This window comes from Rhizobium esperanzae (genome assembly GCF_002204185.1).
Classification (GTDB): Bacteria; Pseudomonadota; Alphaproteobacteria; order Rhizobiales; family Rhizobiaceae; genus Rhizobium; species Rhizobium esperanzae.
Map to the genome: position 1 here is coordinate 1 of NZ_MXPU01000031.1, position 25817 is coordinate 25817.

Annotated in this window: 18 protein-coding genes and 5 pseudogenes; 13 read left to right on the forward strand and 10 right to left on the reverse strand. The window is 57.6% G+C overall.

Going from position 1 to position 25817, the window contains the following annotated elements; all coding sequences use genetic code 11:
• On the forward strand, nucleotides 1-332 hold a 332-nt coding region (locus B5E41_RS28900), incomplete at its 5' end, for a transposase (protein WP_141098821.1).
• A 306-nt stretch (nucleotides 333-638) separates the two neighbouring features.
• On the opposite strand, the pseudogene B5E41_RS32730 reads toward B5E41_RS28900, so the two are convergent.
• From B5E41_RS32730 to B5E41_RS28915, 3 genes and pseudogenes are all read right to left on the reverse strand, one after another.
• A pseudogene (locus tag B5E41_RS32730) lies at nucleotides 639-1214 on the reverse strand (Glu/Leu/Phe/Val dehydrogenase dimerization domain-containing protein); the annotation flags it as partial.
• A gap of 202 nt (nucleotides 1215-1416) precedes the next feature.
• Entirely contained in the window at nucleotides 1417-2826 is a 1410-nt protein-coding gene (locus B5E41_RS28910; protein WP_088397069.1) for an aldehyde dehydrogenase family protein, read from the reverse strand.
• Nucleotides 2827-2966: 140 nt separating this feature from the next.
• Nucleotides 2967-4370 (reverse strand): aspartate aminotransferase family protein, encoded by a 1404-nt coding sequence (locus tag B5E41_RS28915; RefSeq protein WP_088397070.1) that lies wholly within the window; start codon nucleotides 4368-4370, stop codon nucleotides 2967-2969.
• Nucleotides 4371-4953: 583 nt separating this feature from the next.
• Here B5E41_RS28915 and B5E41_RS28920 point away from each other — a divergent pair.
• Nucleotides 4954-5359: pseudogene (locus B5E41_RS28920) on the forward strand (transposase domain-containing protein); the annotation flags it as partial.
• A 676-nt stretch (nucleotides 5360-6035) separates the two neighbouring features.
• On the opposite strand, the pseudogene B5E41_RS28925 reads toward B5E41_RS28920, so the two are convergent.
• Nucleotides 6036-6362 (reverse strand): annotated as a pseudogene (locus tag B5E41_RS28925) (AIR synthase-related protein); the annotation flags it as partial.
• A gap of 13 nt (nucleotides 6363-6375) precedes the next feature.
• On the opposite strand from B5E41_RS28925, the pseudogene B5E41_RS28930 reads away from it, so the two are divergent.
• Nucleotides 6376-7038, forward strand: a pseudogene (locus tag B5E41_RS28930) (leucine zipper domain-containing protein); the annotation flags it as partial.
• A gap of 360 nt (nucleotides 7039-7398) precedes the next feature.
• Here B5E41_RS28930 and B5E41_RS28935 read toward each other — a convergent pair.
• The 3 genes from B5E41_RS28935 to B5E41_RS28955 all read right to left on the reverse strand — a co-directional run bounded on the left by B5E41_RS28935 (nucleotide 7399) and on the right by B5E41_RS28955 (nucleotide 12852).
• A complete protein-coding gene (locus B5E41_RS28935; protein ID WP_245303172.1) occupies nucleotides 7399-10098 on the reverse strand; it encodes a Ulp1 family isopeptidase in 2700 nt (899 codons plus the stop codon).
• Nucleotides 10099-11924: 1826 nt separating this feature from the next.
• Entirely contained in the window at nucleotides 11925-12458 is a 534-nt protein-coding gene (locus tag B5E41_RS28950; protein WP_007636660.1) for an Hcp family type VI secretion system effector, read from the reverse strand.
• A gap of 115 nt (nucleotides 12459-12573) precedes the next feature.
• Entirely contained in the window at nucleotides 12574-12852 is a 279-nt protein-coding gene (locus B5E41_RS28955; RefSeq protein WP_245303173.1) for a hypothetical protein, read from the reverse strand.
• A gap of 21 nt (nucleotides 12853-12873) precedes the next feature.
• On the opposite strand from B5E41_RS28955, the gene B5E41_RS28960 reads away from it, so the two are divergent.
• The 3 genes from B5E41_RS28960 to tssG are packed head-to-tail and all read left to right on the forward strand — an operon-like array spanning nucleotide 12874 to nucleotide 16024.
• On the forward strand, nucleotides 12874-13254 hold the full coding sequence (locus B5E41_RS28960; protein ID WP_245303174.1) for a type VI secretion system baseplate subunit TssE: 381 nt from the start codon (nucleotides 12874-12876) through the stop codon (nucleotides 13252-13254).
• The gene (gene tssF, locus B5E41_RS28965; protein WP_088397072.1) at nucleotides 13254-15140 is read left to right on the forward strand and encodes a type VI secretion system baseplate subunit TssF; all 1887 of its coding nucleotides are present in this window, start codon (nucleotides 13254-13256) and stop codon (nucleotides 15138-15140) included. Before B5E41_RS28960 ends, tssF begins: the two co-directional genes overlap by 1 nt.
• Nucleotides 15104-16024: a type VI secretion system baseplate subunit TssG gene (gene tssG / locus B5E41_RS28970; protein WP_245303175.1), complete on the forward strand. Its 921-nt coding sequence runs from the start codon at nucleotides 15104-15106 to the stop codon at nucleotides 16022-16024. The genes tssF and tssG overlap by 37 nt, the downstream gene beginning before the upstream one ends.
• A 64-nt stretch (nucleotides 16025-16088) precedes the next feature.
• Here the strand turns inward: tssG and B5E41_RS32505 are convergent.
• A pseudogene (locus tag B5E41_RS32505) lies at nucleotides 16089-16226 on the reverse strand (CoA ester lyase); the annotation flags it as partial.
• A gap of 548 nt (nucleotides 16227-16774) precedes the next feature.
• Here B5E41_RS32505 and B5E41_RS28980 point away from each other — a divergent pair.
• On the forward strand, nucleotides 16775-18802 hold the full coding sequence (locus B5E41_RS28980; RefSeq protein WP_088397074.1) for a type VI secretion system Vgr family protein: 2028 nt from the start codon (nucleotides 16775-16777) through the stop codon (nucleotides 18800-18802).
• Between the two features lie 468 nt (nucleotides 18803-19270).
• Here B5E41_RS28980 and B5E41_RS32620 read toward each other — a convergent pair whose 3' ends face one another.
• On the reverse strand, nucleotides 19271-19399 hold the full coding sequence (locus B5E41_RS32620) for a hypothetical protein (RefSeq protein ID WP_280950647.1): 129 nt from the start codon (nucleotides 19397-19399) through the stop codon (nucleotides 19271-19273).
• A 500-nt stretch (nucleotides 19400-19899) separates the two neighbouring features.
• Here B5E41_RS32620 and B5E41_RS28985 point away from each other — a divergent pair, with 500 nt between their 5' ends.
• The 6 genes from B5E41_RS28985 to B5E41_RS29015 all read left to right on the forward strand — a co-directional run bounded on the left by B5E41_RS28985 (nucleotide 19900) and on the right by B5E41_RS29015 (nucleotide 24691).
• On the forward strand, nucleotides 19900-20205 hold the full coding sequence (locus tag B5E41_RS28985) for a hypothetical protein (RefSeq protein ID WP_088397075.1): 306 nt from the start codon (nucleotides 19900-19902) through the stop codon (nucleotides 20203-20205).
• Nucleotides 20206-20252: 47 nt separating this feature from the next.
• Complete coding sequence (locus B5E41_RS31940) at nucleotides 20253-20396, forward strand: hypothetical protein (RefSeq protein ID WP_176439509.1); 144 nt, start codon at nucleotides 20253-20255, stop codon at nucleotides 20394-20396.
• Between the two features lie 1774 nt (nucleotides 20397-22170).
• Entirely contained in the window at nucleotides 22171-22542 is a 372-nt protein-coding gene (locus B5E41_RS29000; protein ID WP_088397077.1) for a hypothetical protein, read from the forward strand.
• A gap of 8 nt (nucleotides 22543-22550) precedes the next feature.
• Nucleotides 22551-23549, forward strand: coding sequence for a caspase family protein (locus tag B5E41_RS29005; RefSeq protein WP_088397078.1), 999 nt, complete (start codon nucleotides 22551-22553; stop codon nucleotides 23547-23549).
• 3 nt (nucleotides 23550-23552) lie between these two features.
• Entirely contained in the window at nucleotides 23553-23816 is a 264-nt protein-coding gene (locus B5E41_RS29010; RefSeq protein WP_088397079.1) for a hypothetical protein, read from the forward strand.
• A 281-nt stretch (nucleotides 23817-24097) separates the two neighbouring features.
• Entirely contained in the window at nucleotides 24098-24691 is a 594-nt protein-coding gene (locus B5E41_RS29015; RefSeq protein WP_088397080.1) for a hypothetical protein, read from the forward strand.
• 605 nt (nucleotides 24692-25296) lie between these two features.
• Here B5E41_RS29015 and B5E41_RS29020 read toward each other — a convergent pair.
• A complete protein-coding gene (locus tag B5E41_RS29020; protein ID WP_088397081.1) occupies nucleotides 25297-25500 on the reverse strand; it encodes a cold-shock protein in 204 nt (67 codons plus the stop codon).
• Nucleotides 25501-25817 lie beyond the last annotated feature (317 nt).

Consider the following 25817-nt stretch of genomic DNA (forward strand, 5'->3'; position numbering starts at 1 on the left):
GCGCACCCCATGTCCTCAAGGCGATCCGCCGCCGTTTTCCGTGGCTGCGCCACATCTTCGCCGATGGTGGCTACGCCGGAGCCAAGTTGAGGCGAGCAATGTGCGGCCATGGTGACTGGACGATCGAAATCGTCAAGCGTTCGGATCACGCCAAGGGCTTCGTCGTCCTGCCCAAGAGATGGGTGGTGGAAAGGACTTTCGCCTGGCTTGGACGCTGCCGCCGTCTCGCCAAGGATTGGGAGAAATCGATCGAAAGCGCAACCGCATGGGCGCAAATCGCTTCAATCAGAATGCTCACAAGGCGCATCGCAAGATATTGGATATACGAATGAACTTTTGAATCGGGCTCTGAGCGTGAGTTCGTCACCCTTAGCCAATTCGGGTAAAGTCATCTCGGTATCCTCCTACAATGAAGACTCTTCTAAGCGTAGGCCGAAGGAACGCAGTTTCGCTGGGGATAAAACGCCAGGTAAATTAACTCGCTTACCTCAATCCTCGTCTATCCTGTCCGTGAGGAACTCCCTGGTAATGCGACCGCAGGGTTGGTATGACCGTAATGGCTACACCACCGTCCTCCGATTGAGTCCGCGCGCTGCAGCCTGCGCCGCCGAGGCTTCAATCCAAACGGGTTCGGAATTAATCCCGATCGCTTCGTACGCCTCAGCAATCTGCCGGACGGTTCGGTAGTCACCAAGTTCCGGTCGCTGCTCGATGAGGTCGGCGATGCGACCCCAGGTGCTGCGCATGACGTCTTCCAGTCCGGAACGAACGAGATCGATTTCCGCGCCACCTTCCAGAAACTCATCGCGAATATCGGCAGGAACCTCCTTGCCGGTCATCCGTTCTAGACCGCGGCAATCGTCTGGTTGCGCCGCTCGCGCCGGCTCCGCTCCATCAGGCCAACCCGCCGAACGGCACATCGACCAGCGAGCATTTAAGCGTCATCAGCGCTGCGAGCGCCTCGACCTCTTCCCCATCGGCATTCGATGCATAGCTAATCTAATGCTGCCCTTCACCGGCTCGCAGTGCTCACTATGACCTGATCGCCAGCCGATGAAGCTGTACATCCGGCCGCGCAGGCGGACACCGAAACGAACCGTATAGGTCGAGTTGCACTGCATGATCCGCTCCGAAAGGCCTTCCGACAGATCAAGGAATGTCGTCGCATGGCGGAAGTTCTGATCAACTCTCTCGATGAACTTGGTCGACGACATATGTCGTGTTTGGTTCGGTTCAGCTGCGATTTGCATCTAACATTTCTCTTGGACACGTAGTAGGCGCGGACCTAAGAAACTGGTTGAGATTATGCTGCTCCAGGGGCGTGTAAAGGCGCGACTACCGCCCAATATTCGGGCGATAGTCGCGCTGCCTTGGGAGGCTAACTTCGAATGTCGATGCAGGTTTTCTGGAATAAGGTCACCCTCGATTGATGCAAATCACCTTTGGCTGGGTCATTTCTTCATAAGCGAATCGCACGCCTTCCCTGCCCATGCTGCCGTATTTCGAGCCGCCAAACGGCATGGCGTCGAAGCGGTAGTCGGAGGAATCGTTGATCATCACCCCGCCAGCCTCGATCCGGCTTGCGGCTTCAAGTGCGACATTGAGGTTGCTGGTGAAGATGCCGGCGTGCAGGCTGTACTCAAGTTCATTGGCCAGTTCGACCGCTTCATCAAGCGTGGCAAAAGGCGCGAGCATGACCACAGGCGCAAACACTTCCTCGTGCCACAGGTGGCAGGTGACCGGTGTGCCTTCCAACACTGCCGGGTGATAAAACGACCCTTCTCGCTTGTGACCGCAGAGCAGCTTCGCACCAGCCGCGATGGCGTCATTGACGGCTGCCTCGGTGCGTTCGGCGGCCTCCTTCGAGATCATCGGGCCGACATCTGTGTCCTCCCGGAGTGGATCGCCGACCTTGAGCTTGTTCGTCGCGGCCACAAAGGCGTCGCGGAAGCGTTCATAAAACTCAGCCTGCACAAGAACACGCTGGGCGCCTATGCAGTTCTGCCCGGCTGCCCAAAAGGCACCTGACACGCAGCCTTCAACCGCCTTGTCGAAGTCGCAGTCATTCATGACGATGACCGGAGCATTGCCACCCAATTCCATCGCGAGTTTCTTGAGGCCCGCTTTACGGCTGATGGCCTCTCCTGTGGCGAAGCCACCGGTAAACGACACCATGCGGACGTCCCGTGCAGAGATGAGAGCTGTGACGATTTCGCGATCGCCGTGAACGACGGTAATGATCTCCGGCGGTAAGCCAGCTTCATTCAGCACATCGACAAGATTGATCGAGGAAAACGGCGTCAGGTTCGACGGCTTCAGCAGCACGGCGTTACCGCCGGCAATCGCCGGGCCAAGTTTGTGCGCAACCAGGTTCAGCGGATCGTTGTAGGGGGTAATCGCGGTGATGATACCGAGCGGCTCTCGCGTGAACCAGCCCTGACGCTGTTCCGAGCCGACATAGGCGTCAAACGGTACGATCTCGCCGGCGTTGCGCTTTGCCTCTTCGGCGGAAAGCTTTAGCGTATTGACGCAACGAAGAACTTCCTTGCGGGCCTGGATGATCGTCTTGCCGGCCTCTCGTACGATGGTTTCGGCAAACGCTTCACGGCGGCTCTCGATGATCTGCGCAGCCCCTTCGAGGATGCCGGCCCGCTTGTGTCTTGGCAGCTTGCTGGACAGCGCGGCGCCCCGACGGGCGCGGGCGAGGAGATCTCCGATTTCGCTTGCATCGGTTGCGTCAACCGTTCCCAAAACAGACCCGTCATAGGGGCTGTGAACAGTGATCGGAGCCAAGCTGGTGGTGATATGAAGTTTGGCAGCGGTCATAGGCCGGCTTCCTCTTCCCTAGTGATGCGCCATCTGTGCGACGGGCAGAGTTTCTCAGCCAGGGCGAGGAGAATTCCATGCCCTGCTCTCAATTTTGTGGATGCTATCGGGTGCGGTCGGAGCGACCGACCGCTTGTCCGTCAGATCTTCTGACCGTCGCGGACGAGATCGTCCATCACCGAGCGGACGGCCTTTCCGGCGATGGAGACGATTTCATCCACTTCCGCCTTGGTGGTGACGAGCGGCGGTGCGAAGCCTAGGATGTCGCCATGCGGCATGGCACGTGCAATAAGACCGCGGTCGCGAGCAGCCTTGGAGACGCGGGCACCGACCTTCAGCGATGGATCGAAGCGCTTTTTGTTCTCACGGTCCCCCACGAACTCGATGGCGCCCATCAGGCCGACACCGCGCACTTCACCGACGATCGGCAGCTGCGCGAACTTTTCCTTCAACTGGGCCTGGAAATAGGCGCCGACTTCGCGGGCGTTGCCGGGCAGGTCTTCCTTTTCGACGATATCGAGCACTGCGTTTGCGGCAGCCGCACCGATCGGATGGCCAGAATAGGTGTAGCCGTGCGAGAAGGCGCCGACCTTGTCCGCCCCGTCTTCCATGACCTTGTAGACCTTCTCGCCGACGATCGAGGCCGAAAGCGGGAAATAGGCCGACGTCAAGCCCTTGGCGACGGTGATCAGATCGGGTTCGATGCCGTAGTGCTGCGAGCCGAACATCGAGCCGGTACGGCCAAAGCCAGTGATGACTTCGTCGGCGATCAGCAGAACGTCGTGCTTCTTGAGCACCGCCTGGATTGCTTCCCAATAGCCTTCCGGCGGCGGCGTAATGCCGCCCGTACCGAGAACCGGCTCAGCAATGAAGGCGCCGACATTGTCAGGACCAAGCGTCTCGATCATCTCGTCGAGCTCAGCTGCACGGCGGGCCGAGAATTCCCGTTCGGTCTCGCCGGGTTTGGCGCCCCAATAGTGGTGCGGAACACCGGTGTGATCGATCTGCGGCAGCGGCAGGTCCATATGGTCGTGGTAGAAGCTCATCCCGGTCATCGAGCCGGACACGACACTGCAGCCGTGATAGCCGCGTTCCCGCGAAATGATCTTCTTCTTTGTCGGCTTGCCGCGCAGGTTATTGTAGTACCAGACGAGCTTGGCCTGCGTCTCGTTGGCGTCCGAGCCGGACATGCCGTAGAACACTTTGCTCATCTTGCCCGGCGCCATCTTCACCAGGCGGTCGGAGAGGATCGCAAGTTCGTCGGTCGTGTGCGCCGCGTAGGAGTGGTAGTAGGCCAGGCGATAGGCTTGGCGCGAGATCGCCTCGGCCACCTCGGTGCGACCATAGCCAACGTTGACGCAATAGAGGCCGGCAAAGCCGTCGATCAGTTGATTGCCATGAGCGTCCTGAATGCGGATGCCCTTGCCCGTCTCGACGATAGTCGGTTCACCGAGCTTGCCAGTCGTGAAATCCTTCAGTTGCGTGAATGGATGCAGAACGCTGTTACGATCCTTCTCGATGATATCTTTTATGTCAATTGGCACGCTAATTCCTTTCACGCTTTGGCAGATACAAGTCCAGACGGGTGGGTACTGACGTCCTTCCATTAACCGCCGAGCGCGTTGACAGCGCACAAGCGGCGAAAGTCCTCTGTAAGTAAAAGAGCGCCGCATAAACCGAGATCGGCCATGTGCGCTGACTTTGCCGTCCACGGGTGAAAATACCCCGAAATTTCCGACGAAATACTGCGCAGTTGCGGGTTTCTGTGCAGGAACACTGCGAAAAAGCCCCCAATTGGCAGAAAAAACTCAAGCAGGGAGTAGCGATCCGAAAATTGCTCGATTGGGCAGAAGGATCTCGCCTTTAGATGCGATACAGATCTTACTAAACAGGTCTTAGCGTCGTCACAAGCCCTCACCTTGGGCGTGGTGATGCTCCGTCAGCGACGAGGTGGGCTCTCATGGTACGGATTTCCGCTGTCTCGCCAACGACGGCCGATGACATTCACGGGCGCCTGCGGGTATTCACGGCACCGATGCCGGGCATATTACCGTCGCTACAACAACATGCCCGATAAGCGAGCGGGATATCTTACCAGCTGTCTCCGCGCCATGGTAGCTTTCGGCCATGGATGATGATGCTTCGGAGATGGCCAAGCTGCGCGCCGCTCTTGCGGCATCGGAAGCGCGTGCCGCCTTTACCGAGGCTCGCACAGGTGCGCGCGGTCGTGACGACGTCTGAGGCGATGATCCGGCATCTCAAGCTCGAGATCGCCAAGATGCGTCGCGAGCAGTACGGCCAGAGCTCGGAGCGCCGCGCCCGGCTGATCGAGCAAAGGGTATTGCAGCTCGAAGAACTTGAAGCCGACGCCACCGAATACGAGATCGCTTCGGAACGCGCGGCGACGAGAATCACAAACGTCTCCGCTTTTCGAACGCCGCCGGCCGGCCGCAAGCCGTTTCCCGAGCACCTGCCGCGCGAGCGTCTACTCATCAATGCCCCGTCGACCTGCACCTGCTGCGGCTCGCCTCGCACCGGCGCTTGGCCATGTCCGCGAGAAAGTAGTCGGCGGGCTGCTGACGCCGAAATAAAAACAGGCGACTGCGGTCGGCCTCGTAGCAGAGACGCACGTGATCAAACTTTGCGCCTATGCGAGCTATCCGAGATCTCGTTCGCGCCCGCTATGCCGCTGTCGAGACGTTGCGGGTTCATCGGCAACAGGTAAATGCCTTCATGAAGTTCCATAATATACCTTATGGAATGTTATAACATTACGTGGTACATCCTATTTCTAATGATATCGTGACGCTTCTGCGCTAACTCCTCAATCAGCAAAAATATATGCTCAACATCCTGCCCCATCCACGAAACGAGGCGGTGCAAAGGACGTTCTGCCCAACAACTGCCCTCCCAAGAATCGATTCGAGCTGTCGCCGCAATCCACCATCCTTCGAAATGATTAACGATAGAGTCCCGAAGAGATAAAAGGCTTTTCGCGACTTGACGTTGCCAGAGAAGTTGCCCTCGCGAAATGGCATTGTCCGCGCTTGCTCCAGAACTCACTAAGGGCTCGCGGATTATTTGATGATGCGTCAATCATCTTCCCGCAGATACGTTCAGCTTCCGGAAGGTTATATGTGATTTCCATATTGTACCATCGACGCCTCATGAAAATGTCGTGGTCTCCGATACCTTCGGCCTGACGAAAAGGGGATCGCATCCTCCTCGATGCGAAAGCCGGCTTTCGACTGGCTGGCGATTTCGTTCAGGGGTACGGCGATGCCGCCGCGCGTTGGATCCGCATCAACCGGATATGCGTCCCGCCGCCGCGACCATCACGGCTACGAGCTGGTTCAGCGCTGCGCTGCGGAGACGATATCTCTATCGAATTCCAGGTTCTCGCGCTTCGACATCACGGCGACACCGTGGTCACAGATGGAGTCTGGGATGATCACAGCATCGCCCAGCCGGGCCGCATCGGGACGAAAATCGAGCCCGTCGGGAACCATGCCGACACCCGCCGTCGAGATGAAAACGCAGGAGGACCGAATGAACATTCACAAGAATGCCCGTTTGACACCGCGGCGTCGAGAGGAGATGGCGCGCGCCGTTATTGAGGGCGCTTGTTCCAAAGCCGAGGCTGCGCGGAGTGCCGTCGAAGGTGGTCGCTCGTTGGAAGGCGCGATTTCTGGCGGATGGCGCCGCCGGCATGGCGGACCGGTCGTCGCGGCCGAGGACAAGTCCGAGACGCACCGCGGCCAACATTGCCGGCGAGATTGCAGTGTTGCGCCGACAGCGGCTGACGGGCAAGCACATCGCCAAGCAGACAGGCGTGTCGGCGGCAACGGTGAGCCGGGTCCTCAAGCGCGCCGGTCTTTCCCGGCTGAAGGATATCGAGAGTGTGACGCTATGAGCGCGAGCGGCCTGCCGAAATGATCCATATCAACATCAAGAAACTTGGCCGCTTCAGCCAGGTTGGCCACCGCATCACGGGTGATCGAACCCGCCAAAGTTCGCGCAGGGGCAAAGGCTGGGGCGCTGGCTGGGAGTACGTTCACGTCGCCATTGATGACGCCTCGCGGGTTGCCTTCTCGCATATATTGCCAGACGAAAAGAAGGAGCGCGCGGTCGCCTTTCTCAAGGGCGGCTCTGACCTACTATAATACCCTCGGCATTACCGTCGAGCGCGTCATGATCGATAACGCTCCCTGCGACGTTCGACAGAGACAGCCCGCGGTACCCAGCCCGCGCATAAGAGTATGTCAGCCGTCGTCAAAATGCCCTGTCTCCCTCGTTTGCTCAGTAGCTTCACGCGGTGCTTTCGTCGTCAAAGCCGGAAGGAAGTTGCATACGACATAAGAGAGATGCGACAGCCGTCGCCTCTTGGGATGCTGGCCAAACGTCAACGTTTTGAAGGAAGACTGGCGACGCACATTCGATGTTGCCCCGGCACTGGGGATCGTCTCATCTGGGTTGGCGCGCTGCACGTGGCCGCGTAAAAACGGATTCTCTCTCAACGGTTTGGTGCTTTTTCAAGAACGACTGGCATCTATTGCTCGATCCATCTCCACCCTATTGCCGGAAAAGGTAAATGTCGTTCTCCCTGCCTGATGGCCCCAGAGTGGCCGTGTAGGGCACACCATGGATAGTGATGCTGGTCTGGGGTTTGTCCGCGCTCGGCAGCAACTCATACCAGGACATTGCAAGCCGAAGGCCAGCCGGTGCCGGTTGATTGCGGTGTTGCCAGCTCGGAGGGACAGCTTCTCCCAAGTCGTCCACAGGCAGCATGTACTGTGGGGTGCCGAAGATCGATGCCCCCAAGCTTTGCTCCCATGGTGCGTCTGGCGGATTGACGCTTTGCACCGGTGAATAGGCGGCTGACGGCAAATCCTGCCGGAAGGTCGCTGTATTCCAGCTATCGGCGGGAAGCTGGCCGGGTTGACCCACTCCATGCCAAAACTCTGCGGGATCGGCGATCTGTGTGGAGGACTCTGGTCCAGCCGCCGCAGCCCCCGCTCGAGCACTGTTGGCCGCGGGGCTCAGACGTCGTTGGAGTTGCTCCCGATCGGCGACGAGGTTGTCGAGGTGCAGCACGGCTGGCCGGCCTCTTCGCGCCAGTCGTCTAACGAGCGCCCGCGTGCCGTCAACCACGAAGACTCCGCAATCATAGTCGTTGCGCTGTTGGGTCATGCGGACGGGCTCCAGACGGGTACCCAATCTTTGTGCGAGCATTGCTGCAAACTCGTCGTTCTGTCCCCGGAAGGAGTCATAGTGATAGGCAGCCGGCCCCTCGCGGTTGCGACGGTCAACGAGTAGCAGCGACCAATGGGTGCCGCGGCGATCAGGATCCGAAGCACTGGCATCGCTCACTGGAAGGAACAGGAAGTCGGCTGTATCTCTTCCATTCTGATCATTAACGATGCGCTGGAAAGCGCTCAGCGCGGTGCTCTCGTCGCCCAGGCGCAGATGATAATGGGCTATCAGGGGATCGATAAGCCGCGTCCTGGCGGCGAGATCCGGATCGTTTCGCTGCAAGTCCTGCATTAGCAGCTCATAATCCGTCTGGATATGCTGGTCGCCCAGCCATTCGGTATGGTCGAGCGACAATCCGCTGCGGCCTTCGATCGGTGGATCAACCTGCTGCAGCGGCGAACTTGATCTGGACTCGGCACGTGGATCCGAACGGCCGTTCGGACCGGCCGGTTCCCGGATACCTGCCTGCTCAGGGGACAACCCCGACGCTGCGTTCGCCTCAACGACTTGCTGGTACTGCCGAAGCCGCTTTAAAGACATAGTGAGTTTTTTTCCCATGGCTTCGGTGAAGTCTTGGTAATCTATTTTCAACGACCATTGCTGCTGATCACTGCCGTTGAGCCGGCTCGCTATGCTCTCCCTACCCCTGGTTCGCAGCCAATCACTAAACCTCCGTTGATTGCTGGCCATATTCCGGGCAACTTGCCTCTTGGAAGTCGAGTCCGATCCGAGCTTGCTCAGCTCTTCGTTGGCGCAGCCATCAATCATGCGGGCGTCGTCGGGATAAGGATCATGCTGTTTCAACTGCGACTCGGCGCCTAGATACTGCCGCAGCCGATCGAAACTCACGACCACTTTTTTTCCTTCATCCTTGGTAAAGGCCCTAAAATCGTCCTTCAACGACTGTTGCTGCTGATCAGTACCCGTGAGTCGGCTGACTATGCTCCCCCTGCCCGTCCTTTTGAGCCAATCGCTAAACTTTCGTTGGTTACTGGTATTTTTCTGAGAATTCGGGACCGGTCCAAGCTTGCTCAGCTCTTCCTTGGCCAAGCCATCAATGACGCGGGCGTCATCGGGATAAGGATCATGTATCTGGCGCCCCATCAGGCGCGGCCCAGGTCCAACGGCTTGGAGTTCTTGCCCCTCAGACGCGAGCCTCCTGAAATGAGACAGTGCTGAGTTAAGACGGTTCTGATCATCCCCACCGCTTTCCCAATAATCCGCGATATCAACGGCTAGTGAATCTGGATCGTTTAAAAACCGAGAAGCCATCGAATCTCTGTTCGCTGCTCGGAGCCAACGAGCGAACCCCCTAAGAATACCTAAAATGGGCGCCAAGGTACCCTCGGGAACCCTTCCGTCCCCTCGGCCGATGCTACCGTCGGGTAGAATTTCGTAGTCTCGGACTGCTTCCGCGAACTGGTTGATGCGGGACTCGTCATCGGGATGCATGTCCCGGTCGGCGGGGCGACCACGCTTGGCGTAATCGACGCGAACCTTGGTTGAGACCACGTGAGTCTCCGTTGCGGCATCGACGTCTTGCTGCCCCGAACCCCGCGACGACGTCTTGCCGCTGCTCAATCCGAACGCCTTCTTGAACCCTGACGCCATGCGCGACTTAAATCCGCGGCGTTTGCCCTGCGGCGCCGCGGCGACTTCGCCCGCCTCCGCCATATTGCTCGATGTCTTGCCCCCCGAGCCGCCGAATCGCAAGCTGCTGGAGCCCGCCCGAGAGACGTCTATGCTGTGGCGGGCGCCGCTCAACGAGTTCTCCGGCGCCAGCGACTGCGGCGTCACTCGCATCGAACCGCCCACGGATCTGCGACGCGGCACACGATCGCCGGCGTCACTGTCGTGCGAACCGAGGCGCAAGTCGCTCAGATCCTGTTCCACGTCTCGTCTCAGTGAATAGTAGTCCCGGATCCAGGCGTCCGTATCGAAAGCTCCGGTCACGCCTTCGATCCACTCACTTACTTCGCGAGAATCGTCATCGCGCGGCTGGTTCCGTCTTGGGTACATCGATGCCGTCCTCCGGAAATCAAATTTGGAACCTCGATCCTAATGCCTGCCGACCGCCGCCCAGCATGCAAAAGCCAGATCCGATCATGCCCTCAAGGCATGGCCGAACACCATATGCGACGGCTTGCCGACAGTCGTCTGCACTCGACCATCAGGCCGGTACATGGCTTGAGAGGCTCGCCAGCTTGCCGCTTGCCATGCGGAGCCCGCCAGAATTGGCCTTAATTTAAGCAGTTTCGAGTGATGTGTGGGACATGCAGCGTGAAGGGTGCCGTCAGCATTTCCGATTCCAACCAATCTTTCCGCCGGCCTTTCTGATTTCGCCGCCTCAGTGCGCGGCGACAAACAAGGTGAGACTCAGCCAGATTGTCGCTCTACAGAACCCACTCGGCCTTCCGTGATCATTCAACTTTTGAGGCTCATTCCCGCACCCGTATCTGTCTACACTTCAGCCCCCCCGTTACCGCGACGCCCGCAAGACTCGCCCCGGCTTCGCCGCTGTGACTTTGGCCGGATGGGACTTGCGCCGCCAAGCAGCTATCAGCTTGGCATGACGTATTCCCGAGCGGAGGTCCATCATCTCATTGGTGATCAGTGGCCTTCTATCGGGCTGTGCTTGAACAACCAGACCCTGCCGAAAAACCACTGATGCCCACCTACTCCTCAGAACCTTCACCACCTAAGGGGACTCCGTGGATCCGCTTTTCCAAAGCATTTTGGAATATCGATTTTGCATGATGGCGGCCAGTCCGGTTGCACTAGCATATGCGTAATCTGCAATTGGAGACCAACAACGGTGAACACAGAACAGGCCCGCGGGGCGGTAAATCCTCAGAGGACACCTCTAACATTCAAGCTAATCTTAGCCCTGCCGCGGCGCAGACACCTCCGACGGACTTCGACGATGGTTTGGCGAAGGGACCACGCTTTCACGAATCCTCGAGGCTTGGGCTGAGGAAAGGGATCAGGAGGAGACGAGGAGAGGCTGGAGGCGGTAAGACGAACTATAACGTGGATGGACGCTGGCGATGTTAATGCAACTACAATCACTGCGGCTGGCCAAGCCGCCGGCACTGTTCCGCCAGAGCTCCAGAAGCTCGCGGACGACAACCGGCTGTGAGCAGCCTCCCGAGCGGGTCCGGACGACGCTGGCAGAACCAGTGATCGCATCGGGCTATATGGGCCCCGCAGGTCGTCTTTCCGCCCAGTTCGCGGAAGTTTAGTCCCCTCTAGGCGAGACCAGGAGCCGCGCATGCAACGCGTACCCCCCGCTTCATCGAAGCTTAGCAGTCACGTATCCGCTTTATAGGCCGGACATGTGAGCGCACCGTTCCCACATGTGAAGCGACTGAAAAGGATGCGCTTCATCACACCTTTCACTCTCAGGAGAGACCGCCATGGATAACTCAGAACGATCGCTGCGCTACAACATTTCCGAGGAAGATGATCGCACCCGGGCCATGGCGGGGTGGATCGAGAATATGACCGGGGCACAAACACTTACGGGCATGCCGTCCCGATCAACGTCAGATCCCCATGCTCGTTCGCCTTCGTCGCCAACGCGGCCATACTCGCTCTCTTCCGAACCTCCAATTAAGGTGCTCGACAGATCGACATTTGCCAGAATGGCGAACAGAGAAACTGCGCTTGTCCTGCGCTTCACACGAGCTGCGGGGCTCATCGTCCGTAAGCCGGTCCAGGAGGGATGGTTGCACAAGATCCCGCTTAACATCTCTGCCCATGTTACAATCTCCAGGTGCAATATCGAAGAGGCGATCCGCCGTTTTCGCGCGCGGCCCGGAATATTCCCGTTCCCGATGGCGCCATCAGCCGACGAGCCTATTGAAGTCGGTACTGTTCGCGATCTGGTTCCAGATGCCCTCGCCTGCTTTGGTAAGAGCGCCTTTTTCATCCTGCCTGTAATAGATGACCTTGCAGGCGCCGAACCGGAATGTGATCGTCTCCTCGGGGGCCTCTTCCGCATAGGACCACTCGACCTTCTCGACTACCAGCATGTTGAAACTCCAATGCAAGAACAGGTTCGATTCTGATGTAGCTTGTCCGCTCCCCGTCGCTTTGAAAAGTTTTAGTTCAACGTTATTGAAGTGGGCGCCGCGACCGCAGGCAACGTACAAAGAGGGCGATGACGTATCCACCTGCTTCTTGATAGTGAAGACCTCGAATTCGGCCTTGCCCGCGCCCGCCCCGGCGGTATGAGGCCCAATGTTCAGCTTGTTTTCGAGTGAAAAGCTCCATTCGTCCGCTAGCGTGATACCGTCCTTTAGAATGATAGATTCGCCCTTGGGCAAAATGCCGTCCTTGGACGCCTGCGTGAACTTTATAACCGCGTCGAACGCCATGATGGATTTTCCTTATCTCGTTGATCTGATTGGGCCTGGATTGCATCGGCCCGCCCAGGGCAGCCATTCCCGAGTTTTGGCGCCGAGAACGGAGCACAATCATCTGCGGGTTTTCTCAGTCCTTGCGGGCGGATGGCAGGCGCGAGACCAGTCTCAAAGAGATGGTTAGGCCTTCGAGCTGGTAGTGTGGCCGCATGTAAAATCTCGCAACGTAATATCCGGGATTATCTTCGACCTCTTCCACCTTGACCTCGGCCGAGGAGAGCGGCTGCTGTGCCTTACTCTCTTCGCTCCCAAGCTCGGGCGAGGGGTGGACGTAGACCTGAATCCATTGGTTGAGCCACTCCTCGACCTCGTGGCGCTCCTTGAACGTGCCAATCTTGTCCCGGACCATACACTTCAAAAACTGGAAGAGGTGATTCTACGCGATGTTTCCTGGTTGTTGAACACCAACCAATTGGGTGCAACCGTAGATCTACAAGCGTACCCACACGTAGCGGCCAGTGCACTTAATTATGGTGCCTGGCCTCTCAGCGGACAAATTCGCGAAGGCATGGATAAGAGCGCATTGCGCGAAGCGATAATCGAGAGCCTTCAGCGCTTTGAGCCGCGTCTCTTACCGGACACCCTCAAGGTGACGGTCCTGGACGATGGTCAGGGTTGCGGCACTTTTCGCTTTAGGATCGAAGCCGATCTGTGGGCGCAGCCATTGCCGGTGCGAATGGTGATGCGTACGGAGGTAAACTCCGAGCTCGAATCCGCCCGCGTCCTTCATCTCGGTACAGAGATAAGCTGATGGATCCCCGGCTCCTGCGACTGTACAACGATGAACTTGCTTACATGCGCGAGATGGGGGCCGAGTTCGCCCGCGCATTCCCGAAGGTCGCCGCCCGGCTCGGGATGGAATCGGTGGAGGTCGCCGACCCCTACGTCGAGCGGCTTCTGGAAGGCTTCGCTTTCATGGCGGCGCGGGTGCAATTGAAGCTTCAGTCTCGCTTTCCGGAATTCACCCAGCACCTCCTGGAAATGGTCTATCCGCATTTTCTACCGCCGCTCCCGTCGATGACGATCGTGCGCTTCGAGCCCGACCAGGAGGCCGGACGACTTGAGAATGGATACGTCGTGCCGCGGGGAACCAAGCTTTTGGGCCGTCTTGCTCCGGGTGCCGTCACACATTGCGAGTTCCGCACGGCCCATGATGTGCATCTCTGGCCAATTGTGGTAAGCGCTGCCGATTATTTTTCGACGCCGGGGCAGATCGCCGCACTGGATCTTCCGGCCCGGCAAGATGCGAAGGCTGCTTTGCGACTACGCCTTCGCACCACCAATGGCATGCCGTTCAATAGACTCGCACTAGAGGCTCTCACACTGCACCTAACGGGCCCCGGTGGCATCGGCGCCGCACTCGCCGAACAGCTTCTCGGTGACGCATGCAATATCATAGCCCGTCCGGTCGGCCGGCCCATCCCTTGGCAGGAAAAGATTCCGGTTCATGCGCTGCAGCAGCGCGGTTTGGAGCCGAGCTGTGCTCTCCTGCCCGAGGTGCCACGCTCTTTCGACGGGTACCGTCTCCTACAGGAGTATTTCGCCCTCGCGGAGCGGACGTTGTTCGTCGAGGTTAGCGGGCTGGCAGACGCAGTAGCCCTGTCAACTGCAGAGACCCTTGAGATCGTCTTCGCACTTGGACGTGTCGAGCCACGGCTGGAACGACAGCTCGGACCCCAAAATATCGTTCTCTTCGCAACGCCCGCGATTAATCTGTTCGAACGCCAGGCAGATCTCGTCCACGTGAGCGACAAGAACACCGAGCATCATGTGATTGTTGACAGGATGAGGCCGCTCGACTTTGAGGTCCACTCGATCCTCGAGATGAGCGGAGATGGGGCGAAAAACGAAGCGGCTCCCGTGAGGTTCTACCCGTTCTATAGCATCAGCGCGCACGGTCAGGAGGAGCAGCATTCCAGATACTACTCGATCCGGCGGGAGCAGCGCCTCATGTCGGAGCACCAGCGTCTAAATGGCGCGCGGACTGGCTATATCGGCAGCGAGACGTTCGTTTCTCTAGTTGATCGCCAGGCGGCTCCCTATTCGGCGGAACTCCGGCATTTGTCTGTAAACTGCCTGTGCTCGAACCGGGATCTGGCGCTGCTGCTGCCGATCGGCCGGGAGGAGACAGACTTCACCCTGGAAATCGGCGCTCCAGTTACCGCCACCCGGTGCGTATCGCCCCCGAGCCGACCGCGCCACTCTTTCGCCAATGGCGATATCACCTGGCGATTAATTAGCCATCTCTCACTGAACTACCTCTCGATCAGCAATTCCGATAGGAACGACCACCGGGGCGCAGAAGCGCTGCGTGAACTCCTCCGCCTCTACGTCGATCCAGTCAATGCCTTCGCCTCACGGCAGATCGACGGGATCCGGGAGATCCGGTCCAGGCCTGCGGTCAGGCGATTGTCCAGCGGTGGACAAGCCGCCGTAGCACGTGGGATTGAGGTTGGTATCATCCTGGACGAAGCCGCCTTCGAAGGCGTTGGCATCTTTCCGCTCGCCTCCGTGCTCAACCAGTTCTTCGCAAAATACGTATCCATCAACAGCTTCACCGAGATGGTCGTCTCGACGCTACAGCGCGGGGAGGTAATGCGATGGCCGACGATGGCCGGCCGCCGGGCGATCCTTTGATTTCGGGGGCACTCGGCGACTTCCTAAGCTCGCTTGGGGCCGAGCCGCATGCCTGCGACTTCTTCCAGGCTCTGCGGCGGATCGATGCAATCAGCTCAGATCGGCCTCGGCTGGGAGAATCGAGCGGTCCCAGCCTGGATCGTGTGCGGATCGCCCAGCAGCCCTCCCTTGCATTTCCGACTCGATCGATCGCGGGCGTGACTGCGCACGAGGAGAACGATCCCGTAATCTCCACCTACGCCTTCGGCTTGTTTGGACCCCACGGTCCCCTCCCATTGCATCTGACGGAGTACGCCCTTCTCCGGCAGCACAACGCGGCGGATGAGACGCTGATCCGATTTGCTGATACCTTTCATCATCGAATGGCCTCGTTCTTCTTCCGCGCATGGGCGGAGGGCGAACCGACCGTGAGCTATGACAGGCCACAAGAAGATCGATTTGCCCTTCAGCTCGGCGCGCTAGCCGGCTTCGGGATGACCTCCCTGCGCGCGCGGGATGCTATGCCCGATCAGGCCAAACTCCACTTCACCGGCCGTCTCGCCTCACACACCCGCAACGCCGAGGGGCTCGCTGCCATACTCGCCAGCTTCGTCGAGGCGCCGGTTGATATCCGTGAATTTGTCCCAAAATGGGTCGATCTGCCCCGCATATCGCTCTGCCTCCTGGGCCGCGACCCGGGCACGGGTACGCTGAACAGCACGGCTGTTGCAGGTGCGAGGATCAAAGTGTGGCACCATCGGTTCCGACTCATTGTGGGTCCCCTCAGCCTGGCTCATTACGAGTCGCTTCTGCCCGCAGCTCCCGGAAGTGCAGTTGGGTCGCTGCGGCAGACTCGGTTGGTCCAGTTGGATGGGCAAGCGGAAAAGGCGCCAGCACGCCGATGACTTGACAACTACCCCAACTGACCGCGGCCCACCGGCTGCCGCATGGCACTCTCCCGAAACGGACATCCATGATGCGGCGGGCCCGCTCGACCTTCTTTTCGGGCGGGGAGAAGATCTCGTTGGCGAGATCGATCTGGATCGGATGAATGGCCCACGTGCCCTCGATGCCAAGTGCGGCGGCACGTCGGGCGGCGGCTTGGAAGGCCCGTTATGACAAGCATCGGAAGCCAGACTATCTTCAGTAAGCTCAACGCAAACTGCAATGAGACCGCCAAGGCCCTTTGCAAAATTCGCCGTGACGCCTCTTTGGAATGTTCTCGCCATTTTGACGCCCTTGAGGCTTCAGCAGCGGAGAGGCCGATCGAGGCGACGATCGCGGCGAAACTCGACCACCGTGGTTGTCCGCTAGGGCGCTGCGCCCTGGGCCTGGCTGAGAATTCCGGGAGATACGTCGTCGCTAGCACCGCCGGAATCCGCCAACTCATCGAAGTTCTAAGGCCGCATGGCGCGATTTGGGTGGGAGTTAGCGTGGGTGAGTTCCAAGAGGCCCACACGCTTTCTTCGCCCCGCCCCCCCCGCTTGGCTCTTACGATGCGGGCCAGCAAGACATCTTGGCTGAGCAACGGTCGGCGATTTCGATGCACGAGATAAACGCCTTTCTGCATCTTCGCCGATGGCTTCGGCGGCATCTTACTTACGCTATCGGGCGCAACCGCGCCTTCTCATCAAATCTGCGGAACACACACCACCATGGTCCTGTCAAGAATCGAGAGTCTCTTAAGGCACAATCGTTTTGTTGCGGTCACTTCGGCCGCGTCCGAGTTGAATGAAATCTCTCTCCGACGGCTCAGTGGCACCGAGCGGCTGGGGGAACCTTTCCTCTACGAGGTGAAGCTCGCCAGCCGCAATCCAGTTCAGAACTTTGCTACGATTCCCGGTCAAAGCCTGACAATCGGGCTTAAGCTCAAGGACTCGCAAACGCGCTTCTTCAACGGAGTTGTTACGCGCTTCCAATATCTCGGCCTTGACGATACCGAGCACCTCAACTACGTGGCGCAGGTGCGGCCGTGGATTTCATTGCTCGAGCATCGCTCTAACAGTCGGGTCTTTCAGAACAAGACCAGCATCGAGATCATCACCACGATTTTTCGAGAACATAAAGGCAATTTCAAGAATCAGACCGCCCGACGGTTCCCAGAGCGCCCATATTGCGTCCAGTACGATGAAACGGATCTGGCCTTCGTCAGCCGCCTCATGGAGCAGGACGGCATCTATTACTATTTTGAACATGCTGAGGACCAACATGACCTCGTGCTGGTCGACAACGCCGCGAGCCACATGGCCTGCACGCCTGAGATCGTGGAGACCCACCACAATCTCAGGCCTGCCCGAAGTCTTTACCAAGAAGACGTCATCCTGCATTGGGACGAGGTCGTTTCGCTACAGCCGAACAAGGTCGTTCTCAGGGACTATGACCATGAGAAGCCGATGGCAGAACTCACGTCTGTCGCGCGCGTTCCTCCCGTGAGGACAGGCGGCATTCCGCCCCGCAAGCTCACGGGAGGCGCCATCACCCGACCGCCGGAGAGCGTGGCGGTCAGAACGGGCGAGACCTCGTCGGGAAGCAGCGGCTGCACGGCAATGCGGGAGGTCTTCGAGTATCCAGGCCACTATACAAAAAAAAGCGATGGCGATTTCTACGCCACCATCCGTGCCGAGGAACTCGCCTGCAACGCTTATCGCGCGCGGATCGAAAGCACTGCGCGCCAGATAACGACCGGGTCATTATTCAAGGCCGCAAATCCCTTCTACTACGGCCAGGTCGGTTCCCGGCCGAAACCCACCGATCGCTTTCTGGCAGTCGGACAGGACTTCACTGTCATCGGAGAGGTGGGGGACGATCTCACTGCGGACACCGTGGGGGGGAAGGGCGAGCGCTTCCTCTATCACAGCAACGTAGAGATTATCCCCGCGACCACCCAGTACCGCCCGAGGCGCCGCACATCGGCGCGGTTGATTCACGGACCGCAGACGGCCGTCGTCGTAGGCCCCGAGGGCGAGTCGATCGCGACGGATAAGTACGGCCGTGTGAAGGTTCAGTTCTTCTGGGATCGAGAAGGCGAAAAGAACGAGAACAGCTCCTGCTGGATTCGGGTGGCCCAAAACTTCGCTGGTAAGGGTTTTGGCAACCTGGTCGTCCCACGGATCGGCCATGAGGTCGTCGTTGATTTCATCCACGGCAATCCCGACACGCCCCTGGTGACCGGCGTCGTATACAACGGCTCAAATCTGCCGCCTGAAACCCTGCCGACTGACAAAACGCGGTCGACTTTCCGGACGCATACCGATGGCGGCGCCGCTAATGCGTACAATGAACTGCGCTTTGAGGACAAGCAAGGCCGTGAGGAGGTCTATTTGAAGGCGCAGAAGAATCATACCGTCGAGGTCGGGAATATCTACAGCATCGACGTCAAGAGACACTTCCTCCTGACCTCGGGCGTCGCCGCGCCCGCGTCCTCTGCCGCAGCGGCCTTGGGTAGCCGCGTCGAGGTAACACCCGACAAGATCCGCCTTGTAGTATCGGGCAGAACCGGCCCCCAGGCCATCGAAATCAGCGCCGATGGGATAGCCATTATCGGCACGATGATTGGCGTTATTGCAACGCCTCCGCGGCTCGGGTCCATCGTCTCCATGCCGCCGCCGACACCGGGTCCACCCACGCCGTCGATAATGAAGCTTATTGCGACACTCGGGCTGCCGCCTGTGACGCCCGAGTGACACGATGTCAAGGTGAACTGGTTCTGGGTCTGGGCTGTCCGGCAGTCGTTGCCTTTAAGTCGTCAGGGCCCTGCAGGCGTAGAGATCAACAGCGGAACGGCTTCGGCGTCGTAAGCTGACCTACCGAATCAACGCGACACCGCGAGATTGCCCGAAAATGAGGAAAGGTTATGGTGCGTGAGCGTTTGTTCCGGGAACTTGCGCCTCAGTTGATGGAGTTGCCTCGCGAAATCGGCCGCAAGCGGCTCCAAATGCGTCTAGTTTATGTCTCCACCAAGCTGGAGTATAGCCCATCGATGAGGATGAAATACCTTTATCACTCGGCGTCACGAAATTGCGATCAGGGCGCGGGCGGCGCAAAAATCAGCGTTCTCGATCTGGGCGTCATAGCGCTGCTTTGTAGGGCGGGCTCTCGCCTCGAAGCGCTTCTGGCGGAGCGTGGCCGCCTCGAGCAGCAGTCGAAGCCTTTCACCATGCTCGAAGGTGTCTCGCTTCCGTTTGCGTTTCGAGTTTCTGATGGGCGCTGGCCATGCCTGTCAGGCCGAGTTCGCGCAGCATGTCAATGGTGGAATTGGTCAATGTCGCGATAAGAATCATGCGCTGTCCAGCTCGAGGAAGGACGCTGGCCATGCCCCCGAAGCATAACGGGATACGAATTTGGTATTGGAAGGAAAGGTCGCGACGGAAATAACATCAGCAGTGACGCAATGACCTAAGGAGCGACGCAATGTACGGCAGAAGGCAGGGGGGTGGTGGCAATAGTTCCGAACAAGGAAGCCCAGGCTCGGCACTTGTGTCCTTCGGGCGAACTTGCATGCGAGCCACTTTGTAGAAAGGATTACCCGCTCTCGCGTATCAGAAAGGTGCGATGCTTATGGCCTAGAGGCCTTGCTGCCGGTTGGAAACCTCGCAAGCTGGACCCGATACCAACAGTCCTCAAGCGCATCGGCCATTTCCACATCCCAGCATCGCGTATTCGTTGATCTAACTACCCGAGACTCCAGCCTACGGGCCTTTTTGGATTCATCGGCGATCGAGGACTCTGTCGCCTATCAGTTGAAATAGGGTTTCGTGGCGAGCCAGCAGAGGGACAGCCCATGGATGAGAAAAACAGCCCCATTGTTTGCATCTCGGGTGTGGACGAACGAAAGCTCGGCGCCGCTCTAATCGCGGTCCAATCGGCATTTAGTGTCGCGATTGCGGAACTATCGAAGCTTCACAAAGGGAACAATCCTCAGTGGTTCGAAGACCTGGAGGAGGTGGTAATCGCTAACGCAAAAGGCACAGTCACCGAGGGCATCTCGCTGGATGTCGAGGTAGAAAGCCTCAAATTCGGCATCGACGTCCTTCGGGCGATCTTGGATGTAAGCCGCGTTGAGCTAGGCATTGCAGCAAAGGAATAACCCTTTCGCCCAAACGAGGTGTCGATCTTATTTGGCGCGTCCAAAACATGCTCAGCCTGGACCGTCGACGCGCCTGCCTCTCGGAGGCGCTGGACAAGCATGCGCTGCTGCTCAATGATCACTTCACCGCGCAGCAAGTGGCGCTCGACCATTTCGAGTGCGGTCTCGACAGGGGTCTCCATAACCAATAAGCCGCTGACATTCTGAGCCACGGATCGGGGGCGGCAGCAGCCTCACCGATTTTTTCATCAATGGTGGCAATGTCACCATTGCCCCTAACGGCGGCCTTCCCGCGATCCTGTAGCAACTGGCGTGGCTTGCCGGATTGTTGCCCACAATCACCGCGGCAAGACCAGCAGGCTTGCCGATATCAGCTTGAAACCCCTTGACCGCGTCGATGACCGTTGCAGCCGTGGCCTTGCCTCGATGATAATTGTCATGTCTTTCGGCGCTCTCAATTTGGCGATTAATTGAATTCGAGACTCATTCTGACTAGATCGTTCCAGAGGCTGTCGGCGAACCCGCGCATCAGCTCGAACGTCTCATCACTTGTGGGGTCATGTGCGCTCTAACGTGGCCGATGAGCGTCACGGCAGATTCACCGATCGGGAATACCGGCAGGGAGAGATCGACAGCCGTACCATTTGCAGGTCCCCGAGCGACCATCCCGCCGCTGATCGAAACGCGGGCTCGCCCGTGGCTCTGATCGACATGTGGTCCTTCGACTTGAGGATTCCCTCAATGGATTCCGGCTCGGCCATTGCGGATTCGCCAAGTTAAAGCCATTGGCCGGGAGCGATCGGGCGAATCGCGAGGCCTACGGGTGTCAGCGCTCCGATGAACTCGCTGTCCGGCACAAGAGCAGCTGAGAACCTGACGGACCGCGCCTTCGGGCGCGGGTTCGATGCGGACGGTCTCCTTGATCAGGAGATACCGGCGTGCGAGGGCAGGACGAACAGTCAGTTTGAAGTGATCCATTTGCGTCAACCGGACTAGACGTTCGGCTTCGTATTATACGGTGCCTTGATGACTTCCTTGTCCTTCTCCTGTAGGGCTTGAACCGTTGTCCCGTCGCCACGGCAAGAGCGCCGCGGCTGATCGGGCGCCTGTGAAGCGTGCGCCATCGACAGGTTTGTGAACGAGTGCAGCGATGGGCGTCGAGGCCGTGGCGATGCTGCCAGGCAGGGTTGCTTCGGCATCGGTGCGATCACGACCGGCGTGTTCCTCCTGGCGAGGTCGCAGTGGCGACAAACATACTTGGACCCGCGTTCTTCAGGCCTTTGAGTGGACCTCAATATTTGAGGACGTTCCATACGACGCTAAACGCTACACTTTCTGCGTGACCGAAAACTACTGTACCTTTCATTGTCTCCCGTTTCTTCCCGGCTAGAAAATGCATCAACACCTTCAGCTAAGATATTCAGTCCGAGGGTTTAGACCGATTACGCGGGTGGCTAAAGGAGCAGTCTCGTGAGCTAGTGATTGCATGGCGCTGAGGCATTCGCCAATGAGGCAATACGAACATCTGTCTACGGTCGATGGGTCGTCAAGGAGCGCTCTGCGTTTACTTGCAGCATTCCTGCGGACTCGCCCGAAAATCGCCGCGGACCTGCAGAAACTCCCTATTAAACGCTGCACATTGTCTCAGGCGCGGCAGTATTTTGCCGTTGTGAGGGCTCCGACGAAAGTGTCCGGCTGAGGACACATCAATGGGGGACACGTCGTGACCATCGATATCAGTGATATGGCGGTATAAGAACTACGATACCGGCTCGCATCCTTTGATGCAGATCAAGGACTTTGCCATGGGAAGCTCGGCCGGCCGCCGATCAGAGGTCGCATCCAGGATGCGCATGGCAGCTGTCGTCGGTTTGCGGGACTTCACCATTGTTGTGGCTGCGATTTGATTCTCATCAATGCAAATAAATCATTTTAGTGCCGGGGATCGGCGATGGAGATTATCACATGGCAACTAAGAAAGTCATCTTCGTGGCGTTTGCCATCGAAGACGAGAGTATTCGGGACATGATAAAAGGTCAGTCGCTGAACACGGGCACGCCGTTCGAATACATCGACATGTCGGTGAAAGAGGCATACGAATCCGACTGGAAAAACAAAGTGAAGACCCGAATCTTGCGCTCGGCTGGGGTTCTCGTGATCGCGACGAAAAATTCGATATCATCGACAGGCCAAAATTGGGAAATCGCGTGCGCTCATGAAGTAGGTGTGCCTGTACGGGGAATCTGGGCCTACAAGGACGATCACACTCAAATTGCCGGCGTCGAAACAATGGAATGGACGTGGGCAAACATCAGCAATTGGATCGATAGCCTGTAAGGAGCCTCATGCGTAAAGCGTTGATTGTAGGTATCGATCATTATGAGCATATTGCATGTCTGAATGGGTGCGTAAACGATGCTCACTCTGTCCGTGCAGCCCTCGAACGTAACGCAGACGGTACAACCAACTTCAAGACGCCCAAGCTAATTACCGGTACCGGACGGGGCGACATTGTAGAGCGAGCGGAGCTTAAGGAGGCTGTCCGAGCGCTTTTTGCCGACCGGTCGGAGATTGCGTTGTTCTATTTTGCCGGGCATGGCTACATCGAGGATACAGGTGGCTATTTATGTGCGGGAGATTGCAAGGTAGGAGACGATGGTCTTTCCTTGAATGAGGTCATGACCATCGCAGCCAACTCCCCAGCCACCAACAAAGTCATCATCCTGGATAGTTGCCACAGCGGAATCGCTGGTGAAAACCCGACTATGAAGGGTGTTTCCGAAATCGTGACCGGGATGACCATACTCACCGCGTCAACCGCAGAACAGTATGCACTTGAAATGAACGGACCCACACCGGGTGGCGTTTTCACGGGCCTCTTGATAGACGCGTTGGCTGGCGCAGCCGCCAATCTTGTCGGAGATGTCACGCCGGGGAGCGTCTACGCCCATATTGATCAGTCGCTCGGGCCTTGGGCCGGTCAACGGCCGCTGTTCAAAACTAACGTCAAAACTTTCGTGTCTTTGAAAAAGGCTGACGCCCCCATTCCTCTTGCGGATTTGCAGCAATTGGCGACCTTGTTCCCTTCGCAGGACTACGTATTTCCGCTTGATCCCGAATACGAGCCCGAACGCAATGATGAACAAAAGAACGATCCAGCAATCCCAAAGCCAGATCCCGCAAAGAATTCTGTTTTTGCGATCCTTCAGAGATACGTGAAGGTCAACTTAGTCCGGCCGGTAAACGCACCTCATATGTGGCACGCTGCAATGCAGAGTAAGGGCTGCGAGCTGACCGTGCTAGGTGAGCACTATCGAAAGCTTGTTGGAGCGGGGATGATCTAAGCAATGGCCCTTGACGACATCCTAGATGGCCTCGTGGACGAATTAGCCAGCATCGAACACGAACGTTGGGCCCACTGGCAGAAATATGTGCACGGCCAATCCCTTAAGCAACCTGATGGCTCTATCGTCATTCCTGCAAATCTTGTCGCCAAATGGGAACGACAGATAGCTACGCCGTTCTCGCAACTTTCCGATACGGAAAAGAAAAGCGACCGCGAGCAGGTCCAGAAATATCTGCCATTGCTAAAGAACGCTCTGCGGAAGTAGCAAGATCATAATCGGCGAATTGTTCATTCATTTCAATGCATGATAGCTAGTTTATCGGAAAGAGAACCGTTGATTGCCTGATGGAATTGTCACTGTCTATGCTGCTTCCGGCATAGATCCTCTAAACCAAAACGAGTTGGAAAGAAAACTATGTCAGACAAACGCTCGCCACCGCCACCGCGTCCTCCGGCGCCTTCACGGCCACCCGTTCATATCGAAAAAGGTGGAACACGGCATGTTGGAACTCAACCACCGCCGCCACCTCCCAGGAAGGGATAGAAATGACCAACGTAGAGGATGACTGCTATAACGAGGTGCACGGCATTCGCCACAACACGCTGCGCAACGCGCTTTACCATATTGCGCGACGTGCATGGTTGGAACGCGTCAGCCGATTTCTCAATTTGGCAGTCATTCTCGGTGGAACGAGTTACGCAGCGCAGGTCTTTATCAACAGCCCACGAGGAACGTTTGTGTTAGGTTTGGCTTCGGCTACTCTCGGAGCTGTACAACTCATCTTTGATTTTAGTGGAAAGGCACATCACCATGAGCGCCTACAAAAGCGCTACTATGATCTGCTCGCATCTGTCGAAGAGACACGCGGGCCTACGATGGACGATTGTGCAGCGTGGAGGGCTGAATTAACGAGGATCTATGCGGACGAGCCGCCCACGCTCCGCGCGCTTGATGCAATTGCCGACAATCAGGCTACCGCTGCCACGTATGGATCAAGCAACCCGAGACTGAACGTGTCTTTCTGGCAAAGCTGGACACGAAATTTGTTTCTTCATAACGCTGGGAGGTTCCCAGAGAGAGACGGTTGGCGAATTCAGTCTGACGCTAGTCAGTCAGCTGTGGAACCGTACCCTCGGTAGCGGCGTGCCAGCCGGCGATCCACCCGCACGTCTCCTTGCCCACGCAGTCCAGAAAGATGAGGGGCAAATCCGGCCTATTGCCGTAGGCGGACCGCGGGCAAACGCCGTGGATCCACAAGCTCTCAGTCACGGCAAAGGGTCAACTTGCCTGGGTTGTAGATCATTTTTGTTTCGATGTTTCCCTCAAGTTCGACATGGGAAATTGCATATTGGGACACCCCTGCTTTGCCAGCATTTGTGAGATCGCGATCCACTTGACATCATATAATTAGATTTATTGCGTCACGTAAGGCAGTACCTTCAACCGCGCCACGCGGCGGCGGAAATCCGCGGGTATGCACTAGTATGCGGGAATAGAAGCTTACTCTGGACAACGTACCCGCTGCGCCCTCTTCGTCTGGACGTCGAGCTTAAGTCCAAGTGAAGGAATGTCTAACTGCTGTATTTCGAAGCCGACACACAGCTCCCGGAGGGGATTTGGGAATCAACTCCTCGAAATACTTGAAGCCCGAAGGACAGGATTCGAGCTCCAATCTCAGGATTTCGCCCGCAACAACGAACGGCCTGCAAGGCCAAGTTCGATGGACAAACTAGACGATCGCAAATCAAAGAACGCGTACGTTTTCTGCCTTCGATTTACCAGTCTTCCGATCCTGACCGACATCGTAGCTCACAGTTTGCCCTTCGCTCAGATTGCTGGCGCCCTGCAAAGCAGACACATGCACAAACACGTCAGCGCCTCCATTGTCGGGCGTAATGAAGCCAAAACCCTTGTTTCCATTGAAAAACTTAACTGTTCCGGTGGCCATGAACAAATCCTTCACGATTGCAAAGCAGATTGCCGCTGCAAAAACCTTTAAGGCGACGAGGTGCCATCCGCAATATGTTTGGCCTGATTTTTAAGCCATCGGAGTGAATCAAGGTTTTCGCTAGTCACTTCTAGGCACCCTTTTTCTGACCTTGTGGGGAGCCTCTCGTGAGGTCCTTAGCGATAGATGATATGGTCATGGCTGCTGCGAAAATTCGCGGCCCGTTACCCTAACTTTATTCCGGATTGTGCTTACTTCCGGGTCGGCAGCCGCATCCCGTGCGCGTCTGGCGAGCCACGGCTACCATGTCGGGCCGT